Annotated in this window: 21 protein-coding genes and 1 pseudogene; 13 read left to right on the top strand and 9 right to left on the bottom strand. The window is 40.6% G+C overall.

The annotated features are described in order from the left end of the window. Positions 1 to 7: 7 nt before the first annotated feature. The 9 genes from FCV43_RS03405 to FCV43_RS03365 form a co-directional block, all read right to left on the bottom strand. A complete protein-coding gene (locus FCV43_RS03405; protein ID WP_136994031.1) occupies positions 8 to 928 on the bottom strand; it encodes a glycosyltransferase family 2 protein in 921 nt (306 codons plus the stop codon). A gap of 1 nt (position 929) precedes the next feature. Next, on the bottom strand, positions 930 to 2285 hold the full coding sequence (locus FCV43_RS03400; protein WP_136994030.1) for a 3-deoxy-D-manno-octulosonic acid transferase: 1356 nt from the start codon (positions 2283 to 2285) through the stop codon (positions 930 to 932). Further along, complete coding sequence (gene waaF, locus FCV43_RS03395) at positions 2282 to 3370, bottom strand: lipopolysaccharide heptosyltransferase II (RefSeq protein WP_136994029.1); 1089 nt, start codon at positions 3368 to 3370, stop codon at positions 2282 to 2284. The genes FCV43_RS03400 and waaF overlap by 4 nt, the downstream gene beginning before the upstream one ends. A gap of 12 nt (positions 3371 to 3382) precedes the next feature. Continuing rightward, on the bottom strand, positions 3383 to 4384 hold the full coding sequence (locus FCV43_RS03390) for a lipid A biosynthesis (KDO)2-(lauroyl)-lipid IVA acyltransferase (protein ID WP_136994028.1): 1002 nt from the start codon (positions 4382 to 4384) through the stop codon (positions 3383 to 3385). 51 nt (positions 4385 to 4435) lie between these two features. Then, positions 4436 to 5380: an ADP-glyceromanno-heptose 6-epimerase gene (gene rfaD, locus FCV43_RS03385; RefSeq protein ID WP_136994027.1), complete on the bottom strand. Its 945-nt coding sequence runs from the start codon at positions 5378 to 5380 to the stop codon at positions 4436 to 4438. Positions 5381 to 5585: 205 nt separating this feature from the next. After that, positions 5586 to 7949 carry a YjbH domain-containing protein gene (locus tag FCV43_RS03380; RefSeq protein ID WP_136994026.1) on the bottom strand — a complete coding sequence of 788 codons (2364 nt, stop codon included), beginning with the start codon at positions 7947 to 7949 and terminating at the stop codon, positions 5586 to 5588. Continuing rightward, entirely contained in the window at positions 7949 to 8890 is a 942-nt protein-coding gene (locus tag FCV43_RS03375) for a capsule biosynthesis GfcC family protein (protein ID WP_170961598.1), read from the bottom strand. Before FCV43_RS03375 ends, FCV43_RS03380 begins: the two co-directional genes overlap by 1 nt. Positions 8891 to 8922: 32 nt before the next feature. Continuing rightward, positions 8923 to 9627 carry a YjbF family lipoprotein gene (locus tag FCV43_RS03370; RefSeq protein WP_136994024.1) on the bottom strand — a complete coding sequence of 235 codons (705 nt, stop codon included), beginning with the start codon at positions 9625 to 9627 and terminating at the stop codon, positions 8923 to 8925. A 205-nt stretch (positions 9628 to 9832) separates the two neighbouring features. After that, positions 9833 to 10081, bottom strand: coding sequence for a hypothetical protein (locus tag FCV43_RS03365; protein WP_136994023.1), 249 nt, complete (start codon positions 10079 to 10081; stop codon positions 9833 to 9835). Between the two features lie 397 nt (positions 10082 to 10478). Here FCV43_RS03365 and FCV43_RS03360 point away from each other — a divergent pair, with 397 nt between their 5' ends. The 13 genes and pseudogenes from FCV43_RS03360 to FCV43_RS03300 all read left to right on the top strand — a co-directional run. Continuing rightward, a complete protein-coding gene (locus FCV43_RS03360) occupies positions 10479 to 11825 on the top strand; it encodes a capsule assembly Wzi family protein (RefSeq protein WP_136994022.1) in 1347 nt (448 codons plus the stop codon). Positions 11826 to 11952: 127 nt separating this feature from the next. Then, the gene (locus FCV43_RS03355; RefSeq protein ID WP_136994021.1) at positions 11953 to 14562 is read left to right on the top strand and encodes an SLBB domain-containing protein; all 2610 of its coding nucleotides are present in this window, start codon (positions 11953 to 11955) and stop codon (positions 14560 to 14562) included. An 80-nt stretch (positions 14563 to 14642) separates the two neighbouring features. After that, a complete protein-coding gene (locus tag FCV43_RS03350; protein WP_136994020.1) occupies positions 14643 to 15635 on the top strand; it encodes a Wzz/FepE/Etk N-terminal domain-containing protein in 993 nt (330 codons plus the stop codon). A 153-nt stretch (positions 15636 to 15788) separates the two neighbouring features. Continuing rightward, positions 15789 to 16757: an FAD-binding oxidoreductase gene (locus FCV43_RS03345; RefSeq protein ID WP_136994019.1), complete on the top strand. Its 969-nt coding sequence runs from the start codon at positions 15789 to 15791 to the stop codon at positions 16755 to 16757. Between the two features lie 22 nt (positions 16758 to 16779). Further along, the gene (gene rfbF / locus FCV43_RS03340; protein WP_136994018.1) at positions 16780 to 17553 is read left to right on the top strand and encodes a glucose-1-phosphate cytidylyltransferase; all 774 of its coding nucleotides are present in this window, start codon (positions 16780 to 16782) and stop codon (positions 17551 to 17553) included. Between the two features lie 3 nt (positions 17554 to 17556). Continuing rightward, entirely contained in the window at positions 17557 to 18636 is a 1080-nt protein-coding gene (rfbG, locus tag FCV43_RS03335) for a CDP-glucose 4,6-dehydratase (protein ID WP_136994017.1), read from the top strand. Between the two features lie 2 nt (positions 18637 to 18638). Then, complete coding sequence (rfbH, locus tag FCV43_RS03330; protein WP_136994016.1) at positions 18639 to 19952, top strand: lipopolysaccharide biosynthesis protein RfbH; 1314 nt, start codon at positions 18639 to 18641, stop codon at positions 19950 to 19952. 51 nt (positions 19953 to 20003) lie between these two features. Next, complete coding sequence (gene rfbC, locus FCV43_RS03325; RefSeq protein WP_136994015.1) at positions 20004 to 20555, top strand: dTDP-4-dehydrorhamnose 3,5-epimerase; 552 nt, start codon at positions 20004 to 20006, stop codon at positions 20553 to 20555. After that, positions 20552 to 21424, top strand: a complete 873-nt coding sequence (locus FCV43_RS03320) for an NAD-dependent epimerase/dehydratase family protein (protein ID WP_136994014.1) — start codon at positions 20552 to 20554, stop codon at positions 21422 to 21424. Before rfbC ends, FCV43_RS03320 begins: the two co-directional genes overlap by 4 nt. Before the next feature lie 18 nt (positions 21425 to 21442). Next, positions 21443 to 22765, top strand: a complete 1323-nt coding sequence (locus FCV43_RS03315) for a lipopolysaccharide biosynthesis protein (protein ID WP_136994013.1) — start codon at positions 21443 to 21445, stop codon at positions 22763 to 22765. Further along, on the top strand, positions 22752 to 23654 hold the full coding sequence (locus FCV43_RS03310) for a glycosyltransferase (protein ID WP_136994012.1): 903 nt from the start codon (positions 22752 to 22754) through the stop codon (positions 23652 to 23654). Before FCV43_RS03315 ends, FCV43_RS03310 begins: the two co-directional genes overlap by 14 nt. 35 nt (positions 23655 to 23689) lie before the next feature. Then, positions 23690 to 24259 carry an acyltransferase gene (locus tag FCV43_RS03305; protein ID WP_170961596.1) on the top strand — a complete coding sequence of 190 codons (570 nt, stop codon included), beginning with the start codon at positions 23690 to 23692 and terminating at the stop codon, positions 24257 to 24259. Positions 24260 to 24467: 208 nt separating this feature from the next. Then, positions 24468 to 25451, top strand: a pseudogene (locus tag FCV43_RS03300) (ISAs1 family transposase); the annotation flags it as partial.

The raw sequence follows: 25451 nt of genomic DNA, 5'->3' as shown, positions 1-25451 counted from the left end.
TTTTATATTATTTAAAGATTTTATTTATTCTTTTAAAACAAATCAAAAGATATCCGAGACGCCCAAACTTTTCAATCAATAGATAAAAAATCTTGTTTTTTAACTTTGTATTTACTGGTAATTTAACTTCGACATTAGATAGTAGTTTTTGTCTAAGTGACGATAGCTTGTTGTAATTACCCCATTTTCTAAAACATAATGATAGAGCAGGTAAATATCCAACGCTAAATGCCATTTCATCTAAGGTTGATTTATTTTCGTTATATATATCTAGCCTTTTCGCATTGTCTATTAAATATATGATAGAATCTACCCTATCTTCGGCGTGTCTATAGCTTTTTGTATTGCTTTGGCTATTTTTACTATATTTATAGTTATAGAGAGGGCTATTTTGATGATGTTTGTTTTTTGTTTTATTGTAGATCAAAAAACAAATAGCATTATCTTCATAATTTATTTTTTCTGGGGCGTATATTGCATTGTCAATTATGTAAGAACGCTTTAAAAAAGCAGAAACAATAGAGCCATTTTTATCATTACAAGTGATTAAGCAGTGACTACCATTTTTATTTTCTTTAATTAAATTAAAGCTAATTAGGTCATGCTTACAATCAATGAGAGGTGAAAGGTACATATCATCTACAGTGTCATCAACATCTACAAATGATATGTATTCAGAATTACTGTTTTTAATTCCTGTATTTCTAGCTCCTCCTGCACCTTTGTTTTCTTGGTTTATGATTTTTATTTTTTTATTATTAGATGCGATTTTATTGAGTTTATTTAATGTATTATCTGTTGAGCCATCATTGACTATGATTATTTCATTTAAAATATTTGGTGTTTTTAAATCTGATTCTAATATTGAATTAATACATCGAGATATGGTTCTTTCAGAATTAAATGCAGGTATTATAATGGTTAACATTTTATTTTCTCTTTAAGTTGTGTTGGAGCATATGTAGAATATTTTTATTTTTATTTATTATAATTAATGCATTATTAGCTATGCTGTTTCTGCTTGATTGATCTGTGAGTAACCCAGAAATTGCTGATGGCTTTTCTGTGATGACAATAGCATTAGATGCATAAAGTTCTTCAACAATCTCTTTAAAATTAAAATAACTAGGCCCAGTAATAACAGGGACGCCCAAAGCCGCTGGCTCTAACACATTATGTCCGCCGACTTTATCGCCGAGTAAGCTTCCGCCCATAAAACAGACATCTGCTGCGCCCATCAGTACTAGCATTTCACCCATGGTATCACCAAGATAGACTTGGGTTTCTGTTGATAGGGTTTTAGTTGCTAGGTCTTTAATTGGCGAAGCTTCGGTTGATGAGGTTCCAGCGGCTGAGGCTCCAACGGTGATAGTTTCATCCGAGGTACGCCTAGTGCTTGTAAACTTCAAACTTTTACATAGATCAAAAACTTCATCAAAACGTTCAGGGTGGCGAGGGACAAGGATCAGCAACGCATCAGGATGCTGCTTTAATACTTCTGCATGAGTAGCAAGCACTTGCTCGTCTTCCCCTTTATGCGTACTAGCCGCAATCCATACCGGACGATCAACACCCAACTGTTCTCGTAGAGCTTTACTTTGTTCAATGGTTTGATCAGAGATAGAGATATCGAATTTTATCGAACCTGTGGTCACTAGCTTCTCTTTACTAACACCAAGCTGAGCAAAGCGTTCCTTATCGGAATCAAATTGGCATAGCACTTTCGTCAAACATTTTTCAATTTGATTAAATAGCGGTTGAACCTTAGCGTAGTTCAGGAAAGATTTTTCAGATAGACGCGCATTCACCACATAGATAGGAATGCCGGCTTGGTTTACTGCGTTAACCGTATTTGGCCACAATTCGGTTTCAATGATCAGCATTTTACTTGGCTGAATCGCTTTCAAGAATCCTTTTACAGCAAAAGTAAAATCCAGTGGCATGTATCGGTGTTCAATCATTGTGTGAGCACTTGCCAACTTGGCTATTTGCTCTGCACCCGTGCTTGTTGTTGTGGTCACAATAATGGGCTGCTGCGGGTTTTGCTCTAGCATTTTTTTGATCAGTGGCGTGGCGGCAATGCTTTCCCCTACCGACACAGCATGAACCCAAACAGGCTTAATATTACGGTTTTCTGTTGCATTGATAAGCGGAGGTGTGACGCCAAAATGCTCTTTCCAACGAGAACCAAATTTAGGTTTATTGGGTTTCGACTTATATAGCCCAAACAATAATATGGGGGATGCTAAGCTGAGCAGTAGCGTATAGAGCAAGCGAACAATCATGCTTCACTCGCTTGGTTCGGTTGCTCTTTCGCTAAAACTTTGAGCGATTGATGCTCTAAGCACTCTAAAACTTGCGTAGGGTACAACTCTTTCATGCACTTCGAATGGCCAAGTGGGCATTCGCGTTTTTTACACGGAGAGCACTCGATACCAGTGTAAAGAATATCGCCCGTATGGGTTAATGGCGGAGCATAATCTGGAGAGGTTGGGCCGTAAACACCGACCACATAGCAACCGACCGCCGATGCCACGTGCATCAACCCGGAGTCATTACTCACCACGCTTTCACATGCAGCCAGTAGATCAACCGCTTCAATTAACGAGGTTTTTCCCGCCAAAATATGAATGTTGGAGTGAAGCTCTGATGGAATGCGGCTGACAATGTTTTCACAAACAGGTAAGTCGTTTTGAGATCCAAATATCCATACTTGATAGCCTTTCTCACACATTGTTTCAGCGACAGTAGCATAGTGCTCTTGCGACCACATTTTTGCTGTACCAAACGCCGCGCCTGGGCTTAAACCGATAGCCTTTTGGCTACGATTAAGCTGATGCTTTTCTAAAGCGGCATCTTGTGCGATTTTATCAATATGAAGGCTAGGGTAGGGTTGTTTGTCTAATCCACCAAGCGAACTTGAATCGATCATGTTCACTTTTGGGTGGCCAAGAGCAATGTATCGTTCAACCATGTATTGGAACGATTTTTTGTTCGGACGAATATCGTTCAACAAACCGTAACGCATTTCACCTGTCCACCCAATACGGGTTGGAATGCCCGCAAACCAAGGGATCAGTGCTGACTTGGCTGAGTTTGGCAGGATATAAGCGTGTGTGTAATGCTCGTTTTTCAGCTGTTTTCCTAAGCCTCGACGACCAAAGAAATTAAACTCACCATGACCAAGAGGCATTTCAATGGCTTGATTGACCTCCGGCATACGTTCTAGGATTGGTTTGCACCACGCCGGAGCCAAGACATCAATCAAGGCGTCTGGATCTTGCTGTTTGAGAGTCATGTAGAGTGATTGCGACATCACCATATCACCGATCCAAGATGGACCAATAATGAGAATTTTTTTTGCAGACATCACTTCGTCTCTCTATTCATTATCTTTTTGTGACGCACTTACTTGCTCCGCATAGCGTGATCGCATCTCTCGGTAGAAATGGCGTCCATCGGTCTGTGTGCGTAAAAATCGTAGCGTCCACATATAGTGTTCAGGTTGCTTTCCGACAAAATTCTCAATCGCTTGATTCATCTCTCGCGCGTTTTCTGCATCACTGCCATTCTGCGCTATCGGAGGAAGGAACTCTATCACGTAACGGCCTGTCTCTGGATCTATGGAAGCGAAAGTAGGAATGACGATCGCTTTAGATAGCTTTGCAACCTTTGCTAAACCTGGAAATGTGGCTTTGGTGGTGGCAAAAAAATCAACGAACTCACTCACCTCTTCACCATGATCTTGATCGGGTGAGTAATAGCCAAAGTAGTTGCCTTTAATGGCTTTCACATAAGGTTTTATTCCGGCAGAGCGTTCATAAACCCTGCCACCATATTGCACTCGTTGTCGGTGCATCAGCCAATCGGATATCAGATTCTTCTGCTGTTTGATCATGGCAACTAATGGGATACCTTGCGAAGCCAATACCACTGCTGGCACATCAATTGCCCAAGAGTGTGGAACAAAAAGAACAAACTTTTCCTCTCGTTCTATGCATTGATCCATATGGTGTCTGTTGATCATGTCAGTATTAGCTTGTAGCCACTTTGCTGAACGTGATGAAAGCAAACTGAATCGCATCATCACGATTCCAGCAGAGTACAAGCTCTTATACACTAATGTCTCTCGATCGGTATTATCGAGCTGAGGAAAACAGTGCAAGAGGTTAGCTCTGATATTATTAACGGCATTACGATTGGACTTGATCATATGTGACGCAATCAAATGTGCTAACCATTTATGTACTTTGAGTGGCAATAAGGCAAATGGCACGGCGAGTATAACGGCTAACCAGGTTCCCCAGTATTTAGGCGCAAGAAATCGCCACTCAAAAGTGGGGTTATAGGCTTTAGGATCAAAATCGTTTTGGTTTTTATTCATATTTTTTCTAGAGTGATACTTCGTTAAATACCAGAGTGTCTTTCTAACCCATTACTTATTAATCATTGGCATGTATTCAGCAATACCTTCCGCTACGGATTTAAATTGATGCTGACATCCTGCCGCTCGCAATTTGGTTAAGTCAGCTTGAGCTAATTCCGGATAGGTTTCTTTCAATAACGCTGGATCGTCAATCGCCTCAATCTCACTTTTCCCATGATAGTGAACAACAGCTTTAGTCATATCACCTAAAGACCCAGCTTGGCCTGTTCCGACATTGTAAATACCAGAGATACCATTTTGTAAAAACCAAAGATTTACCGCGACAACATCGCTCACGTATACGAAGTCACGCTTAAAGTGTTCACTGCCAGCTACAATAGTCGGTACTTTTCCTGCACTAAGTTGTTGGTTCAGTTGGAATGGGAGCGAAGCCAGCTCACCTTTATGTTGTTCGCGTGGTCCGTAAACACTGAAATAACGCAGAGCGGTAATTTGAGAAAGCGTTTCACCGTGCGCTTCTGCATCTTCCCATAAGCGGCGAACATAGTTATCGAACTGCTGTTTAGAATAACCGTAAACATTCAGTGCACTTTCAAATTGCTTCTCTTCAATGAAGTTGTCGCTGCGGTCACCATAAATTGCCGCTGATGAAGCGTAAAGGAATGGGATTTGACGCTCTAAACAGTAATGAAGTAGCTCTTTTGAATACTCATAGTTGTTGAGCATCATGAATTTTCCATCTGTTTCAGTTGTATCAGAGCAAGCACCTTGGTGGAAAATCGCGTCAATTGGGCCAAACTCTTCGCCAGACATTAGCTGAACCAGAAAATCATCACGATCCATATAATCGGTGATATCAAGATCCACTAAGTTTTCAAATTTCTTACCATTTTTTAGATTATCGACAACCAGAATGTCGTTAATGCCCGATTCGTTTAATGCTTTAACAATGTTGCTGCCAATCATGCCAGCGCCACCAGTTACGATAATCATAAATATTCCACCAAAGATAAATAATACCTAAGAATTTTAGCAGAGAAGAGAAATGGTTACGAGTATGTCATGTGAGTTGGATTTTAAGTGGCTACGTGGATATTGGTTCAAACAAAAAGGCTGACAAAAATGCCAGCCTTTGGTTTTTTATTTGCGTGCTCTTTATTTATGAGTCCGCTAGATTCGTACGTAGTTGCTTCATGATTTATTCAACGCTGTTAGGGCGCTGATACCACTGGCTTCTTGCGTCTGTCTCATCAAACAGGTGATATTTACGGTTCAGAGTTTGTCCGCCATCACGAGTAATTGGCTGCCACGCAATATTGCCACGGCTAGTACTTGGCTTAACGGTTAAAATATCAAATGGAATTGAGATATAGAAACCTTTGTTATAGCTGCCTTCACCATACTCTTCGGTGGTTAAATCCGTTACCGTTGCAAACGCACCGACAATCATGCCTGATTTAAACTGCTTAGAGAAATCAACACGGGTACCCATATCGCCGCCTAAGAATTTACCGACACTCACCTTAAATAGCGTGTTCTGCAATAGAGACCATTCCGGCATGTAGTAACCGGTTAATTGTCCTGTTGTGCCTTTATCTAACACATACGCTTGGCAGTTAACTTGGCCAGGAGAGCAGTTGCTAGCATCATAGCCGTCGTAATACACATAGGCTGAATCAAAAGTACCGAACCAGCTATCAGGATCACGTTGAGAAACAAGGTTGGCATCTAAACCAATCGCCCAATTCTTGTTCATTGGTCGATACAGTACTTCACCACCCACACCTGCAAACATGGTTTCTAGGTAACCACCGTAAGCTTGGGTATAGATCTCATCAGTTGGTTGTTCAAACCAAGTGAGCTGTAAATTACTTAAGCGTATAGGGTTATCATGTACATAAGATCGGAACATAGTACGAACACGAGGAACCGCGAAGTTGTTGATATGTGGGTTTTGCTCTATGTAGTTAAATTTGTCGTAGTTATCCGCCAAATTAAAGTAGATTGAACCACTCGCTTCTAGGTTATCCGTTAGCCACACATTAGCGTCAGTATTGAAACCGATGTTATATAGATAGAACGCCTCTGGCCCACCTAAAGACTGTGACAGTACAGGTGATAAACCAATATTCCAGCGCTCTTTATTGGTCGCAAGCATTGAGCTTGTTGAGGCGCCTGATGCACTTTTCTGTTGGCTTCCGCTGTGTGGTTCAACTTGTTGCGTTGCATCACTCGCCTTGGCGCCAATGTATTGATAAGTTGCCGCTTGACGATATTGCTCTGCATCGACTTGAGTTTCTGTTAGGTCAATGCCGTGGTTATTTTCAACGATACGATAAGTTGAAATGGTTTGCGGAGTGTTGTTTGCCAGAATGGCGGCCGCGCGATCTACCGCTTCATCACGATCGCGGTACTTAACTTGCTTACCCGTAACAATTAAGGTGTCGCCATCTTGCTCAATGGTGCTCTGCTCATAACCCGCATTGTTTTCTAATTGCTGGGCGACCTGCTGCCAATCGGTGCTATTCGTATCCGTGCTTGAGTGCTCTGAAGGTCGAGCTGACACCATTTGTTTCGGTTCATCACGCCATACTGCCTTCATATCATCGAAGTTGGTATACAGGTTGAAACCGAACGTAACGGTATCGCCACGTTGATAGCTGAGTTTTGCATCACCCCAATTGCCAAACTGATACAGCACGCCAATGTTCCATGGCGTGTGTTGAGGCATTGGTTTTCCGCCGCGAACCAAAGGAAAGTCTCCGCTGTAATCATTGGCGTCATATTCGAGTTTTAAACGCAGTGGTTGATAAGGGGTTTGATACTCAATGCCACCATACAGTGCCGCAGGGCCTTTAAACCAGCGTTCAAAATCAACGCTACCACCAGAACCTTTTGTCTCTGAAGGTCGGTCGCAGAACTTATCACTGACTTTACAAAACGGATTGGTAAAATTACCACTTTGACCGATATAGCCCCAGCCCATACCTAATGTGACATCTAGTGGGCCAAAGTTTTTAGTCCCAGCAATAAATTCACCATCAAACAGACCTGTACCGCCAAAATCACGGATACCGATAGAAGTTTCAGGTAACCAGTAGCTCTCTTCTAGCAGGCGGAATTTAAAATCGATCCCTTTATCGGTATATAAGTTATCGCCACTGTAATTAGGGTCTGGGTTAAAAAGCATGTCTGGCACGCGAGTATAGCGAATGGTGGTTTCGAACCAAGGGAACAGTTGAATAGAGGTATAGTAGTGTTGGTAGTCTTCATTAATGTTGACGCCAAAGTTAAACTCGCCCTCTTTTGCCATTCGTCCGCTTGGCATCTGCATTAAGCCCACACCGCCAAAATCGGTTTGAGAAGGACGTAATTGGACGGGATGCAACTTGCTAGCCGTTTGTTCGCTGGTGGTGATAGGTTCATTTGCGAACGCTGGATTTAATACTAATAACAGTGAAGTAGAAATCAGAGTTCTAGAAATCAGAGTTCTAGAAATCAGAGTTGTAGCGTTGAATCGTGCTGAACGTGAGGCTGATTTATTAATAGAGTAAGTCATCATTAACCTTTAACCTCATGTTGCATTGGGGTGTTCTGTATAAAGCTATTTGTTATAAAACTAAGCAGAGTGACTATATCCTGTTCTAGCTTTTCAAGATCATTATCAAACACGCTTAAACCTGAAGAATTAAAGCCGATAAAAACAGTGCTACCGGGCATTAGGTTCATATGCTGGTTATTCCAGTAAGCGAAGCCTACTTTTTGAGTTCGGCCGTCAGGGGAAATGACCCAGGCATCGCTATTGTTTGATTGAGCGAGTAGAGCCGTTTGTTGAATGTAGTCGCCAAGTTGTTTGCTCGCGCTAAAAGGTTGCTGCGTTTGTTCAACAAGACCAAAAAATAGAACCGTATCAGGACGCGAATTTAACTCTAAAGCATAAGACCCAGGAAGCGAGGGGTTCAGAGATGGATCTAAGCGAATAGCATCTAAATCAAGATTGATATCTTCACGGTATGCGAATGACAGCGGTTTGAGTTGCTGGAGTAGCATCGCTGCATTTTGTTGGTAGTCAATGTCTGCTCTTAATGCTTCAAGCTGTTGAACAACACTATTGAACAGCGCGTCTGCTTGACTTTGTTTATCTAAATTAAACAGCTTATAGCCTTCTGGGTATGGAGAATAAGAAGAGGAGTTAGCTGAGGCGGTTTGAGCTGCATATTCTTGATCGAAATATAGCTGATTAAGAGCATCGCTTAGTACGCGATCGAGTCTAACACTTTGATCATACTCCAAGCCAATACCTTGCTGAGTTAGGGTTATTGTCGTATTCGCTTGGTTGTCAGCATTTTCTCGGTTGTCGGTGGCATTCGCAGAGCTGATAACCCCTAACGGCAAAGCCAGCGCCAGCAAAGTGACCTTAAGCCATTTAAGTGGCAAATTGATTGATAAGTTCATCATAGCTACTTCGGACATAGCTACTTCGGACATAGTTACTTTGGACATGGTTACTCTGGATATAGTTATTCTGAACATAGCTACTCCGCAAAAGGCTTAAGGATATCGATTTCGATACGGGTCATATCAGGGCCGATATATTGAATGCTTTTGACTACGTTGCCGTTGTCGGCCACCCAATAGTGGTTAGTGACATTTTGATCTAACTGAGGAAAGTTAATCTGCTCTTGCCATTGAGTGGTATTTTTCGACCATATTACAGAGTCAAGTTTCTGTTTGCCCTGCTTTATTAGAGTGATATCCGCTTGATAGCCGTAGTGATTACCTTTAGGCCAGTCATAGGTTGCATGCTGAACCTTGCCCTCTATCCACTCGTTGTGGGGTTGGGAATCTGAGTTCGTAAGGGGTTGGTTTATAACGTTAGAGCGACGAGCAAGATTTTCAGTTGGCAGTTTCAACGTTTTGATTACTTTGCCATTCTCAGTCACCACCATCGCATTGTCTGATGATACCCACTTAAGTTGAGTACTTCCCGTTGCTGGGTTTTTCTCAGCAAACGCCAACACCATAAACACGCGAGCGCCATCGTTAAAGCGCATATAGCTGCTGGCATAAGGCAGCTTGTTAATATCTTCAGTTGTCATAGTGATATCATCAAAGCCATAGACGGCCTCTTTGATGGTGTCATTCACATGCGAAAATTTTTGTACGCAGCCAGTGAGTAGTACCACGCCTAGCAAGCCTGCGACTTTCCAAGTAGAACTACCAAAATGATTGAATTTCATGAGAGAAAACAGCCCTGTATTAAATTTTTGAGTAAGCCTTAAGAGGATATGTTGAGACCTAGACTTTGAGCGTTAGTTTATTATTAATTGTGGTGCTAATAAAGAGCGAGCCATAGCAAAAAACCAACGCTTTCACGTTGGTTTTTATTATCTAATCAGGTACAAACAATCGCGATTAAAGCTGTTTGAACCATGATGTAGTGGCTTATTTAGCAGTACCAGTAGTACCAGTAGTACCGTCGTTGCTGCCTGAAGCAACTGCTACAGTTGTTACTGCTACAGCAGCGCCAACAGCAACAGCCGTTGTTGTTGCAGCACCAGCCGCAGCACCAGCCGCAGCAGTACCGCCAGCAGCGCCACCAGTAGAAGCACCAGCCGCTGCAGTTTCAGTTGCTGCGAAAGCAGAAGTAGAAGCCGCAAGTGCAACTAGCATTGTTAGAGCGATACGTTTCATATCTTTTCCTTGTTAAATATACAGTTTTAAACATCGATGTTTGAAGCTCATATTAAACTTCAATTGCTGATGATAATGTAACCGGAGGCATATTGTAAACCAAAGGCGTATGTTTTTGATGATTACAGAACACTCTTCCTTATTACTAGCTCCGTTTTTTATGTTATTAATTGCACCGTAGACGCAAATATGGATAATAACCACACTCTTTTTTGAGTATAAAATAAAAAGAATAATTAAAATTGAATGAAACATCTGGGCGACTCGACTCGCGACAGATGGCGCAGTGTGGTTTGCGTTGACACCAATGGGCGGTAGCGTATTTACGTGCTTGCCTCGCTGCGAATGAAAACTCTTTATATATGAACGTAATGGTTAGTTCTACAAGGATAAGTACATGCAAAAATATGGGTGGCTAAGGCCAAGTAACTTGGCTCTCACTATTGCTATGTTGACCTCTTCCTCTGTATTTTCTTCCCCTTGGCTTGAGTCTCAAGATCCATTCTTACGCTCCTCTCTTCTTTTATTGTCTGATTCCGGAAAAATCTCGTCTCCGGTCAACCACTATCCTGCCCGATGGTCACTGTTTGGTGATGATCTTGCAAACTTAGTACCCCAAAATGTTCAACACGATAGTTCTAGTATCGTGGTCGCAAACCAACAGTTAAAGCATGCACTTCAATCGGCAAAGCTTAATCGTGGGAACCGCCGGGCGAAATTGGTTTACGGTAACGAAGCCAAGGCTCTGGGTAACTCATGGGGCAGTTCATGGAATAGCGCATCGGGTAGCTACGGCCAATTTAGCCGAGATGAGTGGGGCGCTTACGCAAGTTATGAACATCTAGATAATGATTTTGCCTTTCGTTTATCATCCGGTTACAGCGATTACAATGGTGAGACAGAGGTGGTATGGGACGACTCATACCTCTCTTTGAACGCCGGATCTTGGCTGTTCTCTTTCGGCATCTTAGATCGTTGGTGGGGGCAGGGTTGGCAGCATAACTTGATTTTGGGCTCTTACGCGAAATCAACACCAGAGTTCAGTGTGAACTATATCGGTGGAGATACGCTCGACAATAGCAGCCTGCTAGGTATATGGAGCATCGAAACGGTACTCAGTAAGTTAGATGAGGCCGATTTTGATTACCACAGTGCCAATCGTTTTGTCGCGAAACCTTTCTCGATGTTTGAGTTTGGGATCACCTACCAGCATTGGTTCGATAAATTAGGCGAGCAAGGAGAGGGGCAGTTCGCTGTGGATGGCAAACTGACCTTGCCTCATTTCTCCTCTCTCTATCACAGTGTGTATACAGAACTGGCTTCAACGTCTGAGTTATCCTCCGTTGGCGCTTGGTTGATAGGGTGGAGTGGGAGTGTTGAGGTGGCTGAGCATACCGCTCGTCTGGTTCTTGAGTCACAACAAGCGACATCTGAGCAAGAGAAAGATCAATGGAAGAGTGGTTCTCAAGCCATTGATTATCCATCTGTGAATAAGCAGCAGTATCAGAATACTTATCAATTGGACGATAGCGTTTCTGCAGCGATCTATCTTCAGTTGAACAACGATCACAACATGAGTGTGAGCTACAAAAAATCAACCATTGACAGTGACACAATAAAAGTCACACAAGCCACCTATAGGCTCCCTGCTTTATCTGGCATGGTTCATTTTGGTGTGGATTATACTCAAATGAAACAAGACAACGAAACGAATATTTGGACTGGCTATGAGTTTAGGTTTTAGCTTCAATCTACCTAGAACCTAGAACCTAGAACCTAGAATCTAGAACCTAGAACCTAGAACCTAGAACCTAGAACCTAGAACCATTAGCCTCTAACTAAAGCATTAATTGAAACAGGCAACAGCATACATGTTCAGTAAAAAAACAGTCTTCGCTCTGATAGCCAGTGCCATAAGCTCCGGTGCATTAGCATTTAACCCAACGCCAGCACAGTTGCAACAATTTCAAAGCTTACCTAAAGCGCAGCAAGAACAACTTGCTCGTCAATATGGTGTTGATATCAGCGTTATCAGTGGCAAAGGTTCAAGTCCGGCTAACGAAAAGAAAGCCGCTGCGCCTCAAATAGAACGCACTACAGCGCAATTGAAATCACGCCCTGCTTCAAACGTGAATAAATCGGATCAGCTTAAGCCCTTTGGTTATGATGTCTTACTCGGTGAACCATTAGAATTTACTAATGTAGATAACCTACCTGTTCCTCTTGACTATGTTATGGCTGCTGGAGATGAAATCAAAGTACAGGTTTATGGTAAGACGAGCCAAGAGTTAAGCTTAACTATCGATCGTGAAGGCTTTATTCACTTCCCTGATTTTGGCCCGTTAGCGGTATCAGGACAAACGTTTGAGCAACTTCGCACCCAAGTTATAGATGTCATTAAACAAAAAATCATGGGTGTGGATGTTGTTGTCTCTATGGGTTCGATGCGCGCAATGCAAGTCTTCATCGTTGGGGAAACCATTCAACCGGGGGCTTATAACGTCAACGGCTTGACCTCTATGACTCAGGCGCTACTTGCGAGCGGTGGAATAAAAGAGACGGGTAGCCTGCGCAACATTCAATTGAAGCGTAAAGGTAAGGTGGTCGCTACATTAGATATGTATGACTTGCTGCTTAAGGGGGATACCTCAAGTGATGTGCGCCTATTAGCAGGAGATACGCTTTTCGTTCCAGCTAAAGCATCGAATGTGACCCTTGACGGTGAAGTGGTTCGTCCCGCACTCTACGAATTAAAGAATAACACTACCATTGGTCAGTTATTGAGTATTGCTGGAGGCGCGAAGCCACAAGCTTATCTTTCTCAAGTTAGTGTTCGACGTTTTACCTCTAACGGTATTCAGCAAATCACTTTAGATCTCGCAAAGTCAGCGGATCGTCGATTTGTGGTAAAAGATGGAGATGACATTCATATTGCACAGTCATCCAACTCACTGAAAAACGCGGTAGCGGTTCGTGGTGAGGTCGTGAGACAAGGGGCATTCAACTTTACTAAAGGGATGCGAATCAGTGATGTCATTGGCTCAATTGAAACCGATCTAAAACAGAGTGCCGATCTAAAATACGCGCTGCTCGTGCGTGAGAAAAATGACAACCGTGACATCGACGTTTATCAATTTAATCTACTTAACGCGATCACTAAGCCTCACTCAAAAGATAATCTTTTGCTGGCGGAACGCGATCAACTGTTTATTTTGGATAACGGCATTGAGTTGGATTATTGGTTTGGTGCTTATGCCAATAAAAAAGCTAGTGCTAAAGCTGAATCTGTGGTTAAAGAGTATGTCGATGCTGAAACTGGCGCGGTAATCCTTGCGGAAGATACTGACAAGTTAGAGGTATCTAATGATAAACAGATTCTCTCTCAAGGTGGTGAGATTCGTAAAACCAGCCGTGAAGAGTTACTCAGCCCAATCATTGAACGCTTGAAAGCTCAATCTACCTTTGAGCATCCTGCCAGACTGATTGAAATCTCCGGTGCTGTGAAGTTCCCAGGAATCTACCCTTTACCAAAAGGTGAAAGCATCAGTAAGGTCATTGCTGCCGCTGGGGGATTAAAAGAGCAAGCTTATCTTAAGAGCTCAACTCTGACTCGCCGTAATACGCAAAATGATAAATTCTCAGTCTCTCATATCAACTTCTCTTTAAGTGATGAGCTTGACGGTAATTCAACGGTCACGGTGCAGCCGCAAGATCATATCGTAGTGAAAACGAAACCGAATTGGCAACGAGATATGATCATTGAGTTGCAAGGAGAAGTGGTCTTCCCGGGGACTTATACTTTCCAACGCGGTGAAACCTTGCAAGATATTATTCAACGAGCAGGTGGCTTTACTGAGTTTGCTTACCCTCAAGGGGCGATTTTTAGCCGTGAGCGTTTGAAGCGCCAAGAGCAAGAGCGTTTAGATTTACTTAACTTACAGCTTAAACAAGAGATCGGTGGCTTAGCGCTGCGCCGTCAAAATTCATCAGCGACCTATACTACAAGCCCGATGGATGCGCTCTCCATTGCTGATGAGTTAGCAAAAGCAGAAGCAGTAGGTCGATTAGTGATCAACTTGCAAGAAGCGATGGCAGGATATAGATCGGCTAATGTGATGCTTGAAAAAGGTGATAAGCTGTATATTCCAGCCCTTAACCCAACCATTAGTGTAATGGGTGAAGTGCAATATGCTTCGAATCACACCTTCAAGCCGGGTATGACGGTTGAAGACTATTTAGCAACCGCTGGTGGCACCAAAAAACAAGCGGATACTGACCGTATCTATATTGTCAGAGCGGATGGCTCGGTTGACCTGCCAAATAACTCATTCTGGTTTAGCCGTAAAGAGAAGCCATTGGCGCCGGGTGATACCATTATTGTTCCAATTGATACCGATTACCTAGATGGTTTAAGTACCCTAACGTCTGCGACTCAAATCTTGTACCAAATTGGTGTCGCGTGGAGTGCGGTTAAAGACTAACTCTCGTTATTTGTATAATGCAGCGCCTACTTGTGGTGCTGCATTTCAATATTTCATATTACTCAAAATATAGTCTCTTTATGAATAAGCCTACGTTACAAGAATCAAATCAACCTTACCCATATTCAGCGCAATACCCTATCCAAGATAGCAGTGATGAGATTGATCTACGTGAACTGTTTGTCGCGCTTTGGCGTGGTAAGTGGCTCATTATCGCGACAACGTTTGTTTTTGCGGTAGGCGGCGTTCTATATGCGCTTTCTCAACCCAATACCTATAAAGCCGAGGTTGTACTTGCCTCTTCAAGTGACGGCGGTAAGGGTGGTATGGCTGCAATGGCGGCGCAGTTTGGTGGTTTAGCCTCACTGGCTGGCATCAATTTAGGCGGAGGCAGTACCGACAATAAGGGTATGTCTCTTGCGGTGCTGAATTCCCGTCAGTTTTTAAATACCTTCATTACCAAGCATAACTTACTTGTGCCACTGATGGCGGCAACGGAGTGGAACGAAGGCGACAATTCGTTAGTGATTGATCCTGAACTCTACGATGTAAAAACAGAGCAATGGGTTCGAGAAGTAAAACCGGGTAAATCTCAAATTCCAACTGATTGGGAAGCATATAAAGCCTTTAAAAAACTCCTTAGTAGCTCTGAAGCAAAAGATACCGGTTTAGTGACCTTGTCTGTTACTCATTTCTCGCCAGTGATTGCCCAACAGTGGGCTGAACTATTAGTGCAAGATTTAAACGCATGGACGAAAGAAAAATCACTCAATGAGACCAAGCGTAATATTGGTTATTTAGAGAAGCAGTTAGAAAAAACCAACGTATCAGACATGCGTACAGTCTTTTTTCAATTAATTGAAGAGCAAACTAAGAACCTTATGCTGGCAGAAGTTGAAACCGAATTTGCATTTAAAACCGTAGACCCGGCGGTTATCCCTGAAGAGAAAGCAGGCCCTAAACGTGCGTTAATCTGCGTGTTAGCAACCCTACTGGGTGGCATGCTGGGTGTGGCTGTGGTTTTAGTTCGGTTTGCTTTTAAAAAAGAAGATGAACTGGACGTTGAAAGATAGGCCTATTGGGGCTCTTTTTGAAAAGTAAGTAAAAACTAGGGTTTATAAGGGATTGTCTGAAATGGACTGTCTCAAAATGAATAAAAAGTGTCTCAGATGGGTTTTAATGTCTGAGATTGAAGTGTCGAAATTTTCATAAATAGAACTTAAGAAATGCAATATAACATTGAAATTCAACCCGCAGGTGTAAGCTATAAAAGCGAAGAAAATCTGTTAGAGGATGCGCTATCAAATTCACTCCCATTAGAGCATAGCTGTAAAACTGGCGACTGTGGTGTTTGCTCGGCAGAGGTGTTGTCTGGTTCTATTGAGAACGAAGATGGATATATAGTTACGTCAGGACAAATTTTGACTTGTCAATCTAAGGCACAATCAGATGCTATATTGAAAGCTCATTACTATCCGGAGCTTGCTCATATTAAACAACAAACAGTTCCTTGTAAGGTAGTCAGTGTTGAATACCCTACTGATGATATTGTTATTCTTACATTTCGCTTCCCTCCAACCGCCAAGTTTGATTACCTTTCTGGCCAATATGTAGACTTAAGCTACAAAGGTATCAAACGTAGTTACTCTATTGCAAATGCTAAGAAAGAAACAAAAGAGATTGAGCTTCACATCCGCAAAGTTTCTGATGGTAAAATGTCAGATGCTCTTTTTGGGCAAGTGAAAGAAAACCAGTTAATGAGAATGGAAGGGCCAAAAGGTACGTTCTTTGTTAAGAGTAACACCAAGCCTTTAGTTCTTATTGCAACAGGTACGGGCATTGCTCCTGTGAAAGCTGTTGTTGAAGACCTTGTTGAAAAGCAAGACCCTCGTGATATTCACATCTATTGGGGAATGCAATACAAAAACGAGCTGTATTGCGAAGCTCTAATCGATTTAGTCGAACAGCATCAAAACATTAAATTTACCGCAGCACTTTCTAGAGAAGAGTCTGAAGGTACTTTTTATAAAGGTTATGTACAAGAAGCGGTCATGCGTGATTTCAAATCTTTAATAGAGTATGAAGTGTATGCTTGTGGTTCGGTTTCCATGATCAACCAAGCCAAAGACCTATTTATTAACAATCAGTTGCCATCAGAATCATTTTTCTCTGATGCATTCACACCCGCAAAATAATTTTTATAGCTTGGAGCTACTAATGAAAGCAGTCATCTTAGCTGGTGGTTTAGGAACACGTTTAAGTGAAGAAACCTCAGTAAAACCAAAACCAATGGTCGAAATTGGTGGAAAACCGATTCTATGGCATATAATGAAGCAATATTCTGCCCATGGTATTAATGATTTTGTGATTTGCTGTGGCTATAAAGGTTATGTGATTAAAGAGTACTTTGCTAACTACTTCCTACATATGTCAGACGTTACATTTGACATGAAAGAAAATGAGATGAAGGTGCACCGTAAGCGTGCAGAGCCTTGGACTGTTACTTTAGTCGATACCGGTGATAGCTCTATGACAGGTGGTCGTTTAGGGCGTGTCGCTGAGCATATAAAAGACGAAGAAGCATTCTGTTTTACTTACGGTGATGGTGTAGGTGATATTGATATTGCTAAAACAATTGAATTCCATAAATCTCATGGTAAAAAAGCGACATTAACGGCAACATTCCCTCCAGGTCGTTTTGGCGCATTAGATATCAATGCAGGTCAAGTGAATAGCTTTAAAGAAAAACCGAAAGGTGATGGAGCTATGATTAACGGTGGATTCTTTGTGTTGTCTCCAGATGTTCTTAAATACATTGATGGCGATAGTTGTACTTGGGAACAATATCCATTGAATAAGTTGGCTGAAGACGGTGAACTAATGGCTTACGAGCATCATGGTTTCTGGCAACCAATGGATACTCTTCGCGATAAGGTTTATTTAGAAGAGTTATGGCAAGAAGGTAAAGCACCTTGGAAAATTTGGGAGTAAGCTATGAATCCAGATTTTTGGAAAGGTAAGAAAGTTTTTGTTACCGGGCATACTGGCTTTAAAGGAAGCTGGTTATCTTTATGGCTTCAGGAAATGGGTGCAATTGTAAAAGGTTACTCACTTCCAGCACCTACAACGCCAAGTCTTTTTGAAGAAGCAGAAGTATGGGCTGGGATGTCTTCTGAAGAAGGTGACATTCGAGATTTTACTCATCTACGTCAAGTGATGAATGACTTTAAACCTGAAATCGTTTTTCATATGGCAGCTCAACCATTGGTGCGATTGTCTTATGATGAGCCAATGGAGACTTATTCTACCAATGTAATGGGTACGGTTTATCTTTTAGAGGCTGTTAAGCAAGTAGGTGGTGTTAAAGCTGTGGTTAATATCACTTCCGATAAGTGTTATGAAAACCGCGAATGGGTATGGGGCTATCGTGAAGATGAAGCCATGGGCGGTTATGATCCATACAGCAATAGTAAGGGTTGTGCAGAATTAGTGGCATCATCTTATCGCCAGTCTTTTTTCAACAAAGATAAGTATCATGAGCATGGCTGTGCATTAGCGTCTGTTCGAGCTGGCAATGTTATAGGTGGTGGTGATTGGGCTGATGATAGACTTATTCCAGATATGTTAAATGCCTTTACGAAAGGCAACAAAGTTGAAATTAGAAGTCCACACGCTATTCGACCTTGGCAACACGTACTAGAGCCGTTATCTGGTTATATAACAGTTGCTGAACGCCTTTATAATTATGGGCCTGAGTATGCAGAAGGTTGGAACTTTGGTCCAAAGGAAGAAGATGCTCAGCCTGTTCAGTGGATCGTTGAAACCATGAAGAAAGAATGGGGTGAAAGCGCTGAGTGGTTCTTGAGTGAAGGTAAGCATCCACATGAAGCTCATTACCTTAAGCTAGATTGCTCAAAAGCAAAAATGTGTTTGGATTGGCAGCCTGTTTGGGACTTAACCACCACATTGAATAAGATAGTGAATTGGCAGAAAGCATGGATTAATAAAGAAGACATGAAGCAATACACTATTAATGAAATTAAAGAATACATGACAGCACGAGTAGGTAAATAATAATGTCGAAAGAAGAATTAAGAAGTCAAATTGCAGAGCTTGTCGAGCAATATGCAGCATTAGAATATGCACCGAAAGAGTTTGTTGGTGGTGAAAGCGTTGTTCCGCCTTCTGGTAAAGTGCTAGGCGCTAAAGAGCTTCAATTAATGGTTGAAGCCTCCCTGGATGGATGGTTAACAACAGGTCGTTTTAATGATGCATTTGAAAAACGTTTAGGAGAATACATTGGTGTTCCATACGTATTAACGACAACATCAGGCTCTTCTGCAAACCTTTTAGCTCTTACAGCATTAACATCTCCAAAACTTGGTGATCGTCAATTAAAACCAGGTGATGAGGTGATTACTGTTGCGGCTGGTTTTCCTACGACAGTAAACCCAACAATTCAAAATGGTTTAGTGCCAGTATTTGTAGATGTAGATATTCCTACTTACCAAATTAAGCCAGAAATGATTGAAGCTGCCGTTTCAGATAAAACCAAAGCTATCATGGTGGCTCATACATTAGGTAACACATTTGATCTTACAGAAGCGCGCCGTGTAGCTGATAAGTACAATTTATGGCTCATTGAAGACTGTTGCGATGCTCTTGGGTCGACTTATAACGGTAAAATGGTAGGTACCATTGGTGATATCTCTACAGTAAGCTTCTACCCTGCACACCATATTACGATGGGTGAGGGGGGGGCAGTATTCACTAAAGACAATGAACTTCGTAAACTAATTGAATCTTTCCGTGATTGGGGCCGTGACTGTTACTGTGCACCAGGTTGTGATAACACATGTAAGAAACGTTTTGATATGCAATTAGGATCTCTACCTCAAGGTTACGATCATAAATACACGTACTCACATTTAGGTTACAACCTAAAAATCACCGATATGCAGGCTGCTTGTGGTTTGGCTCAAATGGACAGAGTTGAAGAGCTAGTACAAGTACGTAAAGATAACTATGTATATCTAAAAGAAGGTTTAGCCTCTTGTGAGGAATTTATTATTCTTCCTGAAGCGACGGAACATTCTGATCCATCATGGTTTGGTTTCCCTATTACAATCCGTGAAAATTCAGGTATTGACCGCGTAGACTTATTGAAGTTTATGGATCAATACAAGATTGGTACTCGCCTTCTATTTGCAGGTAACCTGACACGCCAACCATATTTTGAAAATGTCGAATATCGAGTAGTTGGTGAACTGACTAATACAGACTTAATTATGAACAACACCTTCTGGGTTGGCGTTTACCCAGGCCTGGGGCAAGATCATTTAGATTTCATTATTGAAAAGTTCGAAGAGTTTTTTGGTGTCAGCTTCTAAAGCATATCTATAGAGAATGGATAGCCAATGAGAAATCATTGGCTTTATTTTATGAATGTAACACAACTAGAAATATCGGGATGCTACCTCATCGATCTCCCTAAATTCGAAGATCTGCGCGGGGCATTTATCAAAACTTTCCACCCAAATCACTTTGAAGGCACAGAAATTTCTGAGTTTAACCTTCAAGAAGAGTTTTACTCGGTTTCAAAAAAGAACGTGCTACGTGGTCTTCACTTTCAAGAGCCACCTGCTGCGCACAATAAAATTGTGACTTGCCTGGAAGGCAAAGTACTTGATTTTTTTGTTGATATTCGAAAGTCTTCAAGCACCTACGGTAAAGTTGTTACTGTCGAGTTGAGCTCTGAACAACCACAACTTGTCTATCTGCCTCAAGGGCTAGCACACGGTTTCCTAACGCTATCAGAGTACGCCACACTCTTATACAAGACGGATCATGTGTATGCACCAGAGCTTGATAAGGGGATCTTGTGGTCAAGTATAGGCCTAGAACTTGATGTTATAGAATTAAGTGAGCTAATCATTTCTGAGCGAGATAGTGCATTTCCGACATTAACTGATTATGAGAGTCCATTTGAATGAGAGTGCTAATTACAGGCGCGACTGGTTTTATTGGTCAGCAATTTATCGCTGCACAGCATGAATACTACGAGGTAAATGCGTTAGTAAGAAGTAGAGATGTTTCGATACCTGGCGCAATAACTCATCATTACGACGGAACTATCAATTCGATTAAGTATGCACTGAAAGAGATTGATATTGTCCTTCATTTAGCAACTTTCTACCGTGCAACACACCAAGAAGAAGATATAACCCCCTTGCTTGAGGCCAATATTGTTTTTGGAACACAGTTGCTTGAAGCAATGAAAAAAACTGGCAAAAATAGAATCGTCAATGTGGGTACAACATGGCAAAAATTTAATGATGAGCACTATAAATACGCCAACCTTTATGCTGCAACTAAACAAGCTTTCCAAGAGCTATTAGCCTTCTATTCTGATGCGTATAGCTGGAATTGCTTAAATCTCCATTTCAATGATACTTATGGAAAAACAGATCAACGGAAAAAGATCATCCAGTTACTCATTGAGACGGCTAAAAATGGCACTTCTCTTGATATGAGCCCAGGAGAGCAACGTTTTGAAACATGTCATATCTGTGATGCAGTTAGAGCTTTGGATATCGCTTTGAAAAGAGTAAGTCTTGCAGAAGCACCTAAGAGTGAAGAGTTTACAATTCTGACTGGTGACGATATATCTCTAAAAGAGTTAACCAAATTAATAGAAAGTGAATTTAATTTGCCAATAAATATAAATTGGGGGGGGCGCCCTTATCGTGATAGAGAAGTCATGACACTTCCTGAAAGTGTGTACCAAACACTACCAGGGTGGAAAAAACAGGTTTCTCTAAAAGAAGGAATTAAAGAGCTTTGGTGTTCAGAAAGTTTTTAGTGCGAGATAATAAACAGAATGGAAAAAACTAAAGAGAATACATTGAATGATGATAAGACAAGTTACAAAGCAACAGTAAAGATGTCCTTTTTTTTCAAGGGGATAAGCATGTTGGTTCCATTTGTCACTACACCGATTATCTTAAGTTCACTTGGTAAATCAGAATATGGGCTTTGGTCTATAGTTATTTCAATGGTATCTTGGCTTAGCTTGTTTGATTTTGGACTCATTAATGGTATTAAAAATAAGTTGAGCAAACTTATTATTGAGGGAAAACTAAAAGAAGCAAAAGTGCTTATTTGGGGGGCTTTTTTATTTTTATCTTGTATTTCAATTGCATTATTCTTCTTGTTTTTGTTTGCATATTCAATTTGTTATGAAAGAGTAATCGATAACATAAATATAGATTCGATGCCCTTGCTTGTGTTTTTATTTAGCGTTCTAGCTAACTTTGTATTTTCTATTGTCCATGCTATAGCTAATGTGACAAAGCAAGCTAGTTTAAAAGAGCGAACTTTTGCATTTGCTGCTATTGTCAACTTATGTGCGATATTGATTTGCGATAGATTCTTTTCTATTGGTATAAATGAACTGTTTTTAATACAATCTATAGCAATACTATCTGCCGCATTGCAAAATACAGTCTTATATTTTCGTAATAATCGTGTTCTTATTCCAACCAAATATAGCTTTAGTAGCATATATGAAATTAAGCCGATTGCGAAAATTAGTGGTACTTTTTTAGTCATGCAGTTTAGCTATTTGGTACTATTTACTACTGATCGGATTATTATCGGTAGTTTTGTAGGATTAGACGATGCTGCTGAATATGACTTAATATACAAGTTTGCGAGCCTATTTCTGATAGCGCACTCATTAATAAACAATCCATTGTGGGGAATTTATTCTGAGAAGTATATAAAGGAAGAGTTTTCCTGGATTAGGGAGATGCTAGTTAAGCAAGTACTACTTTTTGTTATGATGATTATTTTAGCTATTATGCTATATAGCTTTCTTCCTATAATATTTAGTCACTGGCTAGGCGATGGGTTTTTATATAGCATTGTGGGTGCAAAAGCTATATTTTCTTTCATTATGATCTGTATCTGGAGTAATATTTTTTCGATTTTCTTGAATAGCATAAACTCACTAAAGCTGCAAACTTATTGTAGTATTGTTGGCGCTATATTGAATATCCCAATATCATATTTTTTTGTGAAGTACTTTGATTTTGGCATAGAAGGAGTTGTCCTTTCATCTATATTGTGTTTGTTGCCATTTGCTGTAATTTCACCATTTGTTGTAAATAACTTAAGTAAAAAGAAGAGTGAACTTGAATAGCCTAACTATATATATACCGACTTACAATAGAACTGATATTTTATATCAACTGCTAAGTAACTTGTTCGAAAAGTTAAACTCAAATGTAACCAAATATGAAAATGTAAAGGTTATCATATCGAACAACGCCTCCGAACAAAGCTACAGTAACGTTGAGTTGTTGATTAAAGAACAGGAAAGGATTTTTGTTGACTATGATACTAATCCAATAAACATAGGCTTGTCCGGAAATATCTTAAAAGGGTTTATGAAAAATGATTCAGACTTTCTTTGGATATTAAGTGATGATGATTTTGTTGATTTCGATGTGATAGATGAAGTTTTACTGGCAAATAATTGCGACTATTTGTACATAGGAGCTGAAGTTGTTGGTGAAAAGTATCTTTCATATGATAAAACGAACTATGACGAGAGTGAGTTTTATAATACATTTTCTTCGCTATCTATGCTTGGACTTATTTCATCTAATATTTATTCTCGTAAAGTGTGTAAACATATCGAGACAGGTTTATTTTTTAGCAGTTCGATCTTTCCTCATGTTGGAGTCCTACTATCCTTCATATCAAAGAGCGGAAGGTTGCGAGTTAAATGTATTAGGAAGTTGAATGGTGAATTCTACGTCGCGTGGAGGGCGGGTAATGCATCATATGGCTCAGGGCTTTCTAACTACAAGATATATCTAGGGATGTTAAGTCTTAGAAATATAATAAGTAATAAAGAAGCGAGAAAAGAATTTACAGATAAACTTTATACCGATTTTTTTGATTCCCATTACTTTAGATTGATGTTATACAATTTTGAGTGCTTTAAGATGGTTATGTTGTTTTTTGGAATTAAGCGTATAACTAAATATATATTTTATAGAATTAAAAGGTTGTGCAGTAAATGAGAATTATATATAGGTGTTTTAATTTAAAGAATAGAGTGGTAAAGACTCTATGTGATAAATGGATGTATTTATATTTATCTAGTTTGAATGTAAGCATAAAAAATGGTTGCGAATTTTATGGTTTGCCCCTTGTAACACTTGATAATGAGTCAAAAATAACTATTGGAAGTAACTGCAAATTCCGAACCGCAAGTTGGTCTAACAGTGCTGGTATTAAGCAAAGGACATACATTTCAGCAAATGGTAAGGGGAGGGTATATATTGGTGATAACTGTGGTATAAGCGGTGGAGTTATTTCTTCTCGAGAAAGGATTAGTATAGGTAATAATGTATTCATCGGGGTTAATTGTACTATCATTGACAATGATAGACATGATTTGGACTATATTAATCGAATTTCAGGTAAAGAGATAGTATCTTCCGGCGCAATCGAAATTAAAGATAACGTTTGGTTGGGTATGAATGTCGTTGTTCTCAAAGGTGTTAGCATAGGAGCTCGTTCTATTGTTGCTGCTAACTCTGTTGTCACTAAAAATGTGCCTGATGGTGTATTGGTTGCAGGCAACCCAGCAAAGATGGTCAGAAATTTGGTATCGAGTGATTAAATATTATGTGTAATTTAGGGAAAAATCAGTCCATGCAGGGAAGATTCATGAATATGCCCATGTTTAAAGGGTTTGTGGCGTAGTGAGTTCTCAATTTTTGAACTTCACTAGTTAGCGTGATCACATAACAATTAATTGTCCGATGATCGATTTGTAGATCATTTTCAGTGTTTTCTAATACTTCCATAGACAAATTGGAGGTCCAACGATGAGTAACCAGCACCCATTTATGCATTTCGATGTCATTCCAGATTACCGACAACAAGGCAAAGTCGAACACAAGTTAACTGATATCATTCTGTTAACAATTTGTGCTGTGCTTTCGGGCCAAGACGACTGGAAAGCGATTAGCCTTTACGGTGAAGCTAAGTTGGATTTCTTGAAGCGATTTGGTGATTTTAACCATGGTGTACCTTCAACATCGACGATAGCCAGAGCGATGGGCGTGATTAATGCTACTCGACTGCAGAAATGCTTTATCGAGTGGATGAAAGATTGCTGTGAGCTGACTAAAGGTGAAGTGATTGCCATTGATGGCAAAACCGTCAGAGGCTCTTATGATGACTCTCGTGGCCTTGGCGCGATTCACATGGTGAACGCTTTTGCTACTGAAAATGGTGTTAGTCTCGGACAGCATAAAGTTTACAAGAAATCGAACGAGATCACAGCTATCCCAGAATTGCTCGAACTGCTTGATATATCAGGTTGTTTGGTCACAATTGATGTGATGTGATGTGATGTGATGTGATGTGATGTGATGCCAAAAGAAAATTGCTCAAAAAGTGCTAAACAAAAACGCAGATTACTTGTTGGCGGTGAAAGGTAATCAAGGTCGTTTAGAGCAAGCATTCGATAATTATTTCGATATGAGCATGCTACAAAAACACGATGGTGATTCTTACAGCACACAAGAAAAATCACGTGGTAGATAAGAAACTAGATTGGCTTTAACGAACACCGATTTGAGTGTTTTAGGTGACTTAGCGTTTGATTGGCCAGAGTTAAAAACAATGGGTATCGTCGTTTCTGTAAGACAAGAAGAAGCCGTGGCGAAAGAGTCAGAAATTACGGTGAGATACTACATTAGTTCGAAGAATTTAAATGCTAAAGAGTTGTTAAATGCAACGCGTTCACACTGGTTAGTAGAGTCGATGTACTGGAGTCTAGATACGACATTTGGCGAAGATGCTTG

The sequence above is a fragment of the Vibrio genomosp. F6 genome (assembly GCF_005146325.1).
Taxonomy (GTDB): Bacteria; Pseudomonadota; Gammaproteobacteria; order Enterobacterales; family Vibrionaceae; genus Vibrio; species Vibrio cortegadensis.
This window is presented reverse-complemented; position numbering and strand designations above follow the sequence as displayed.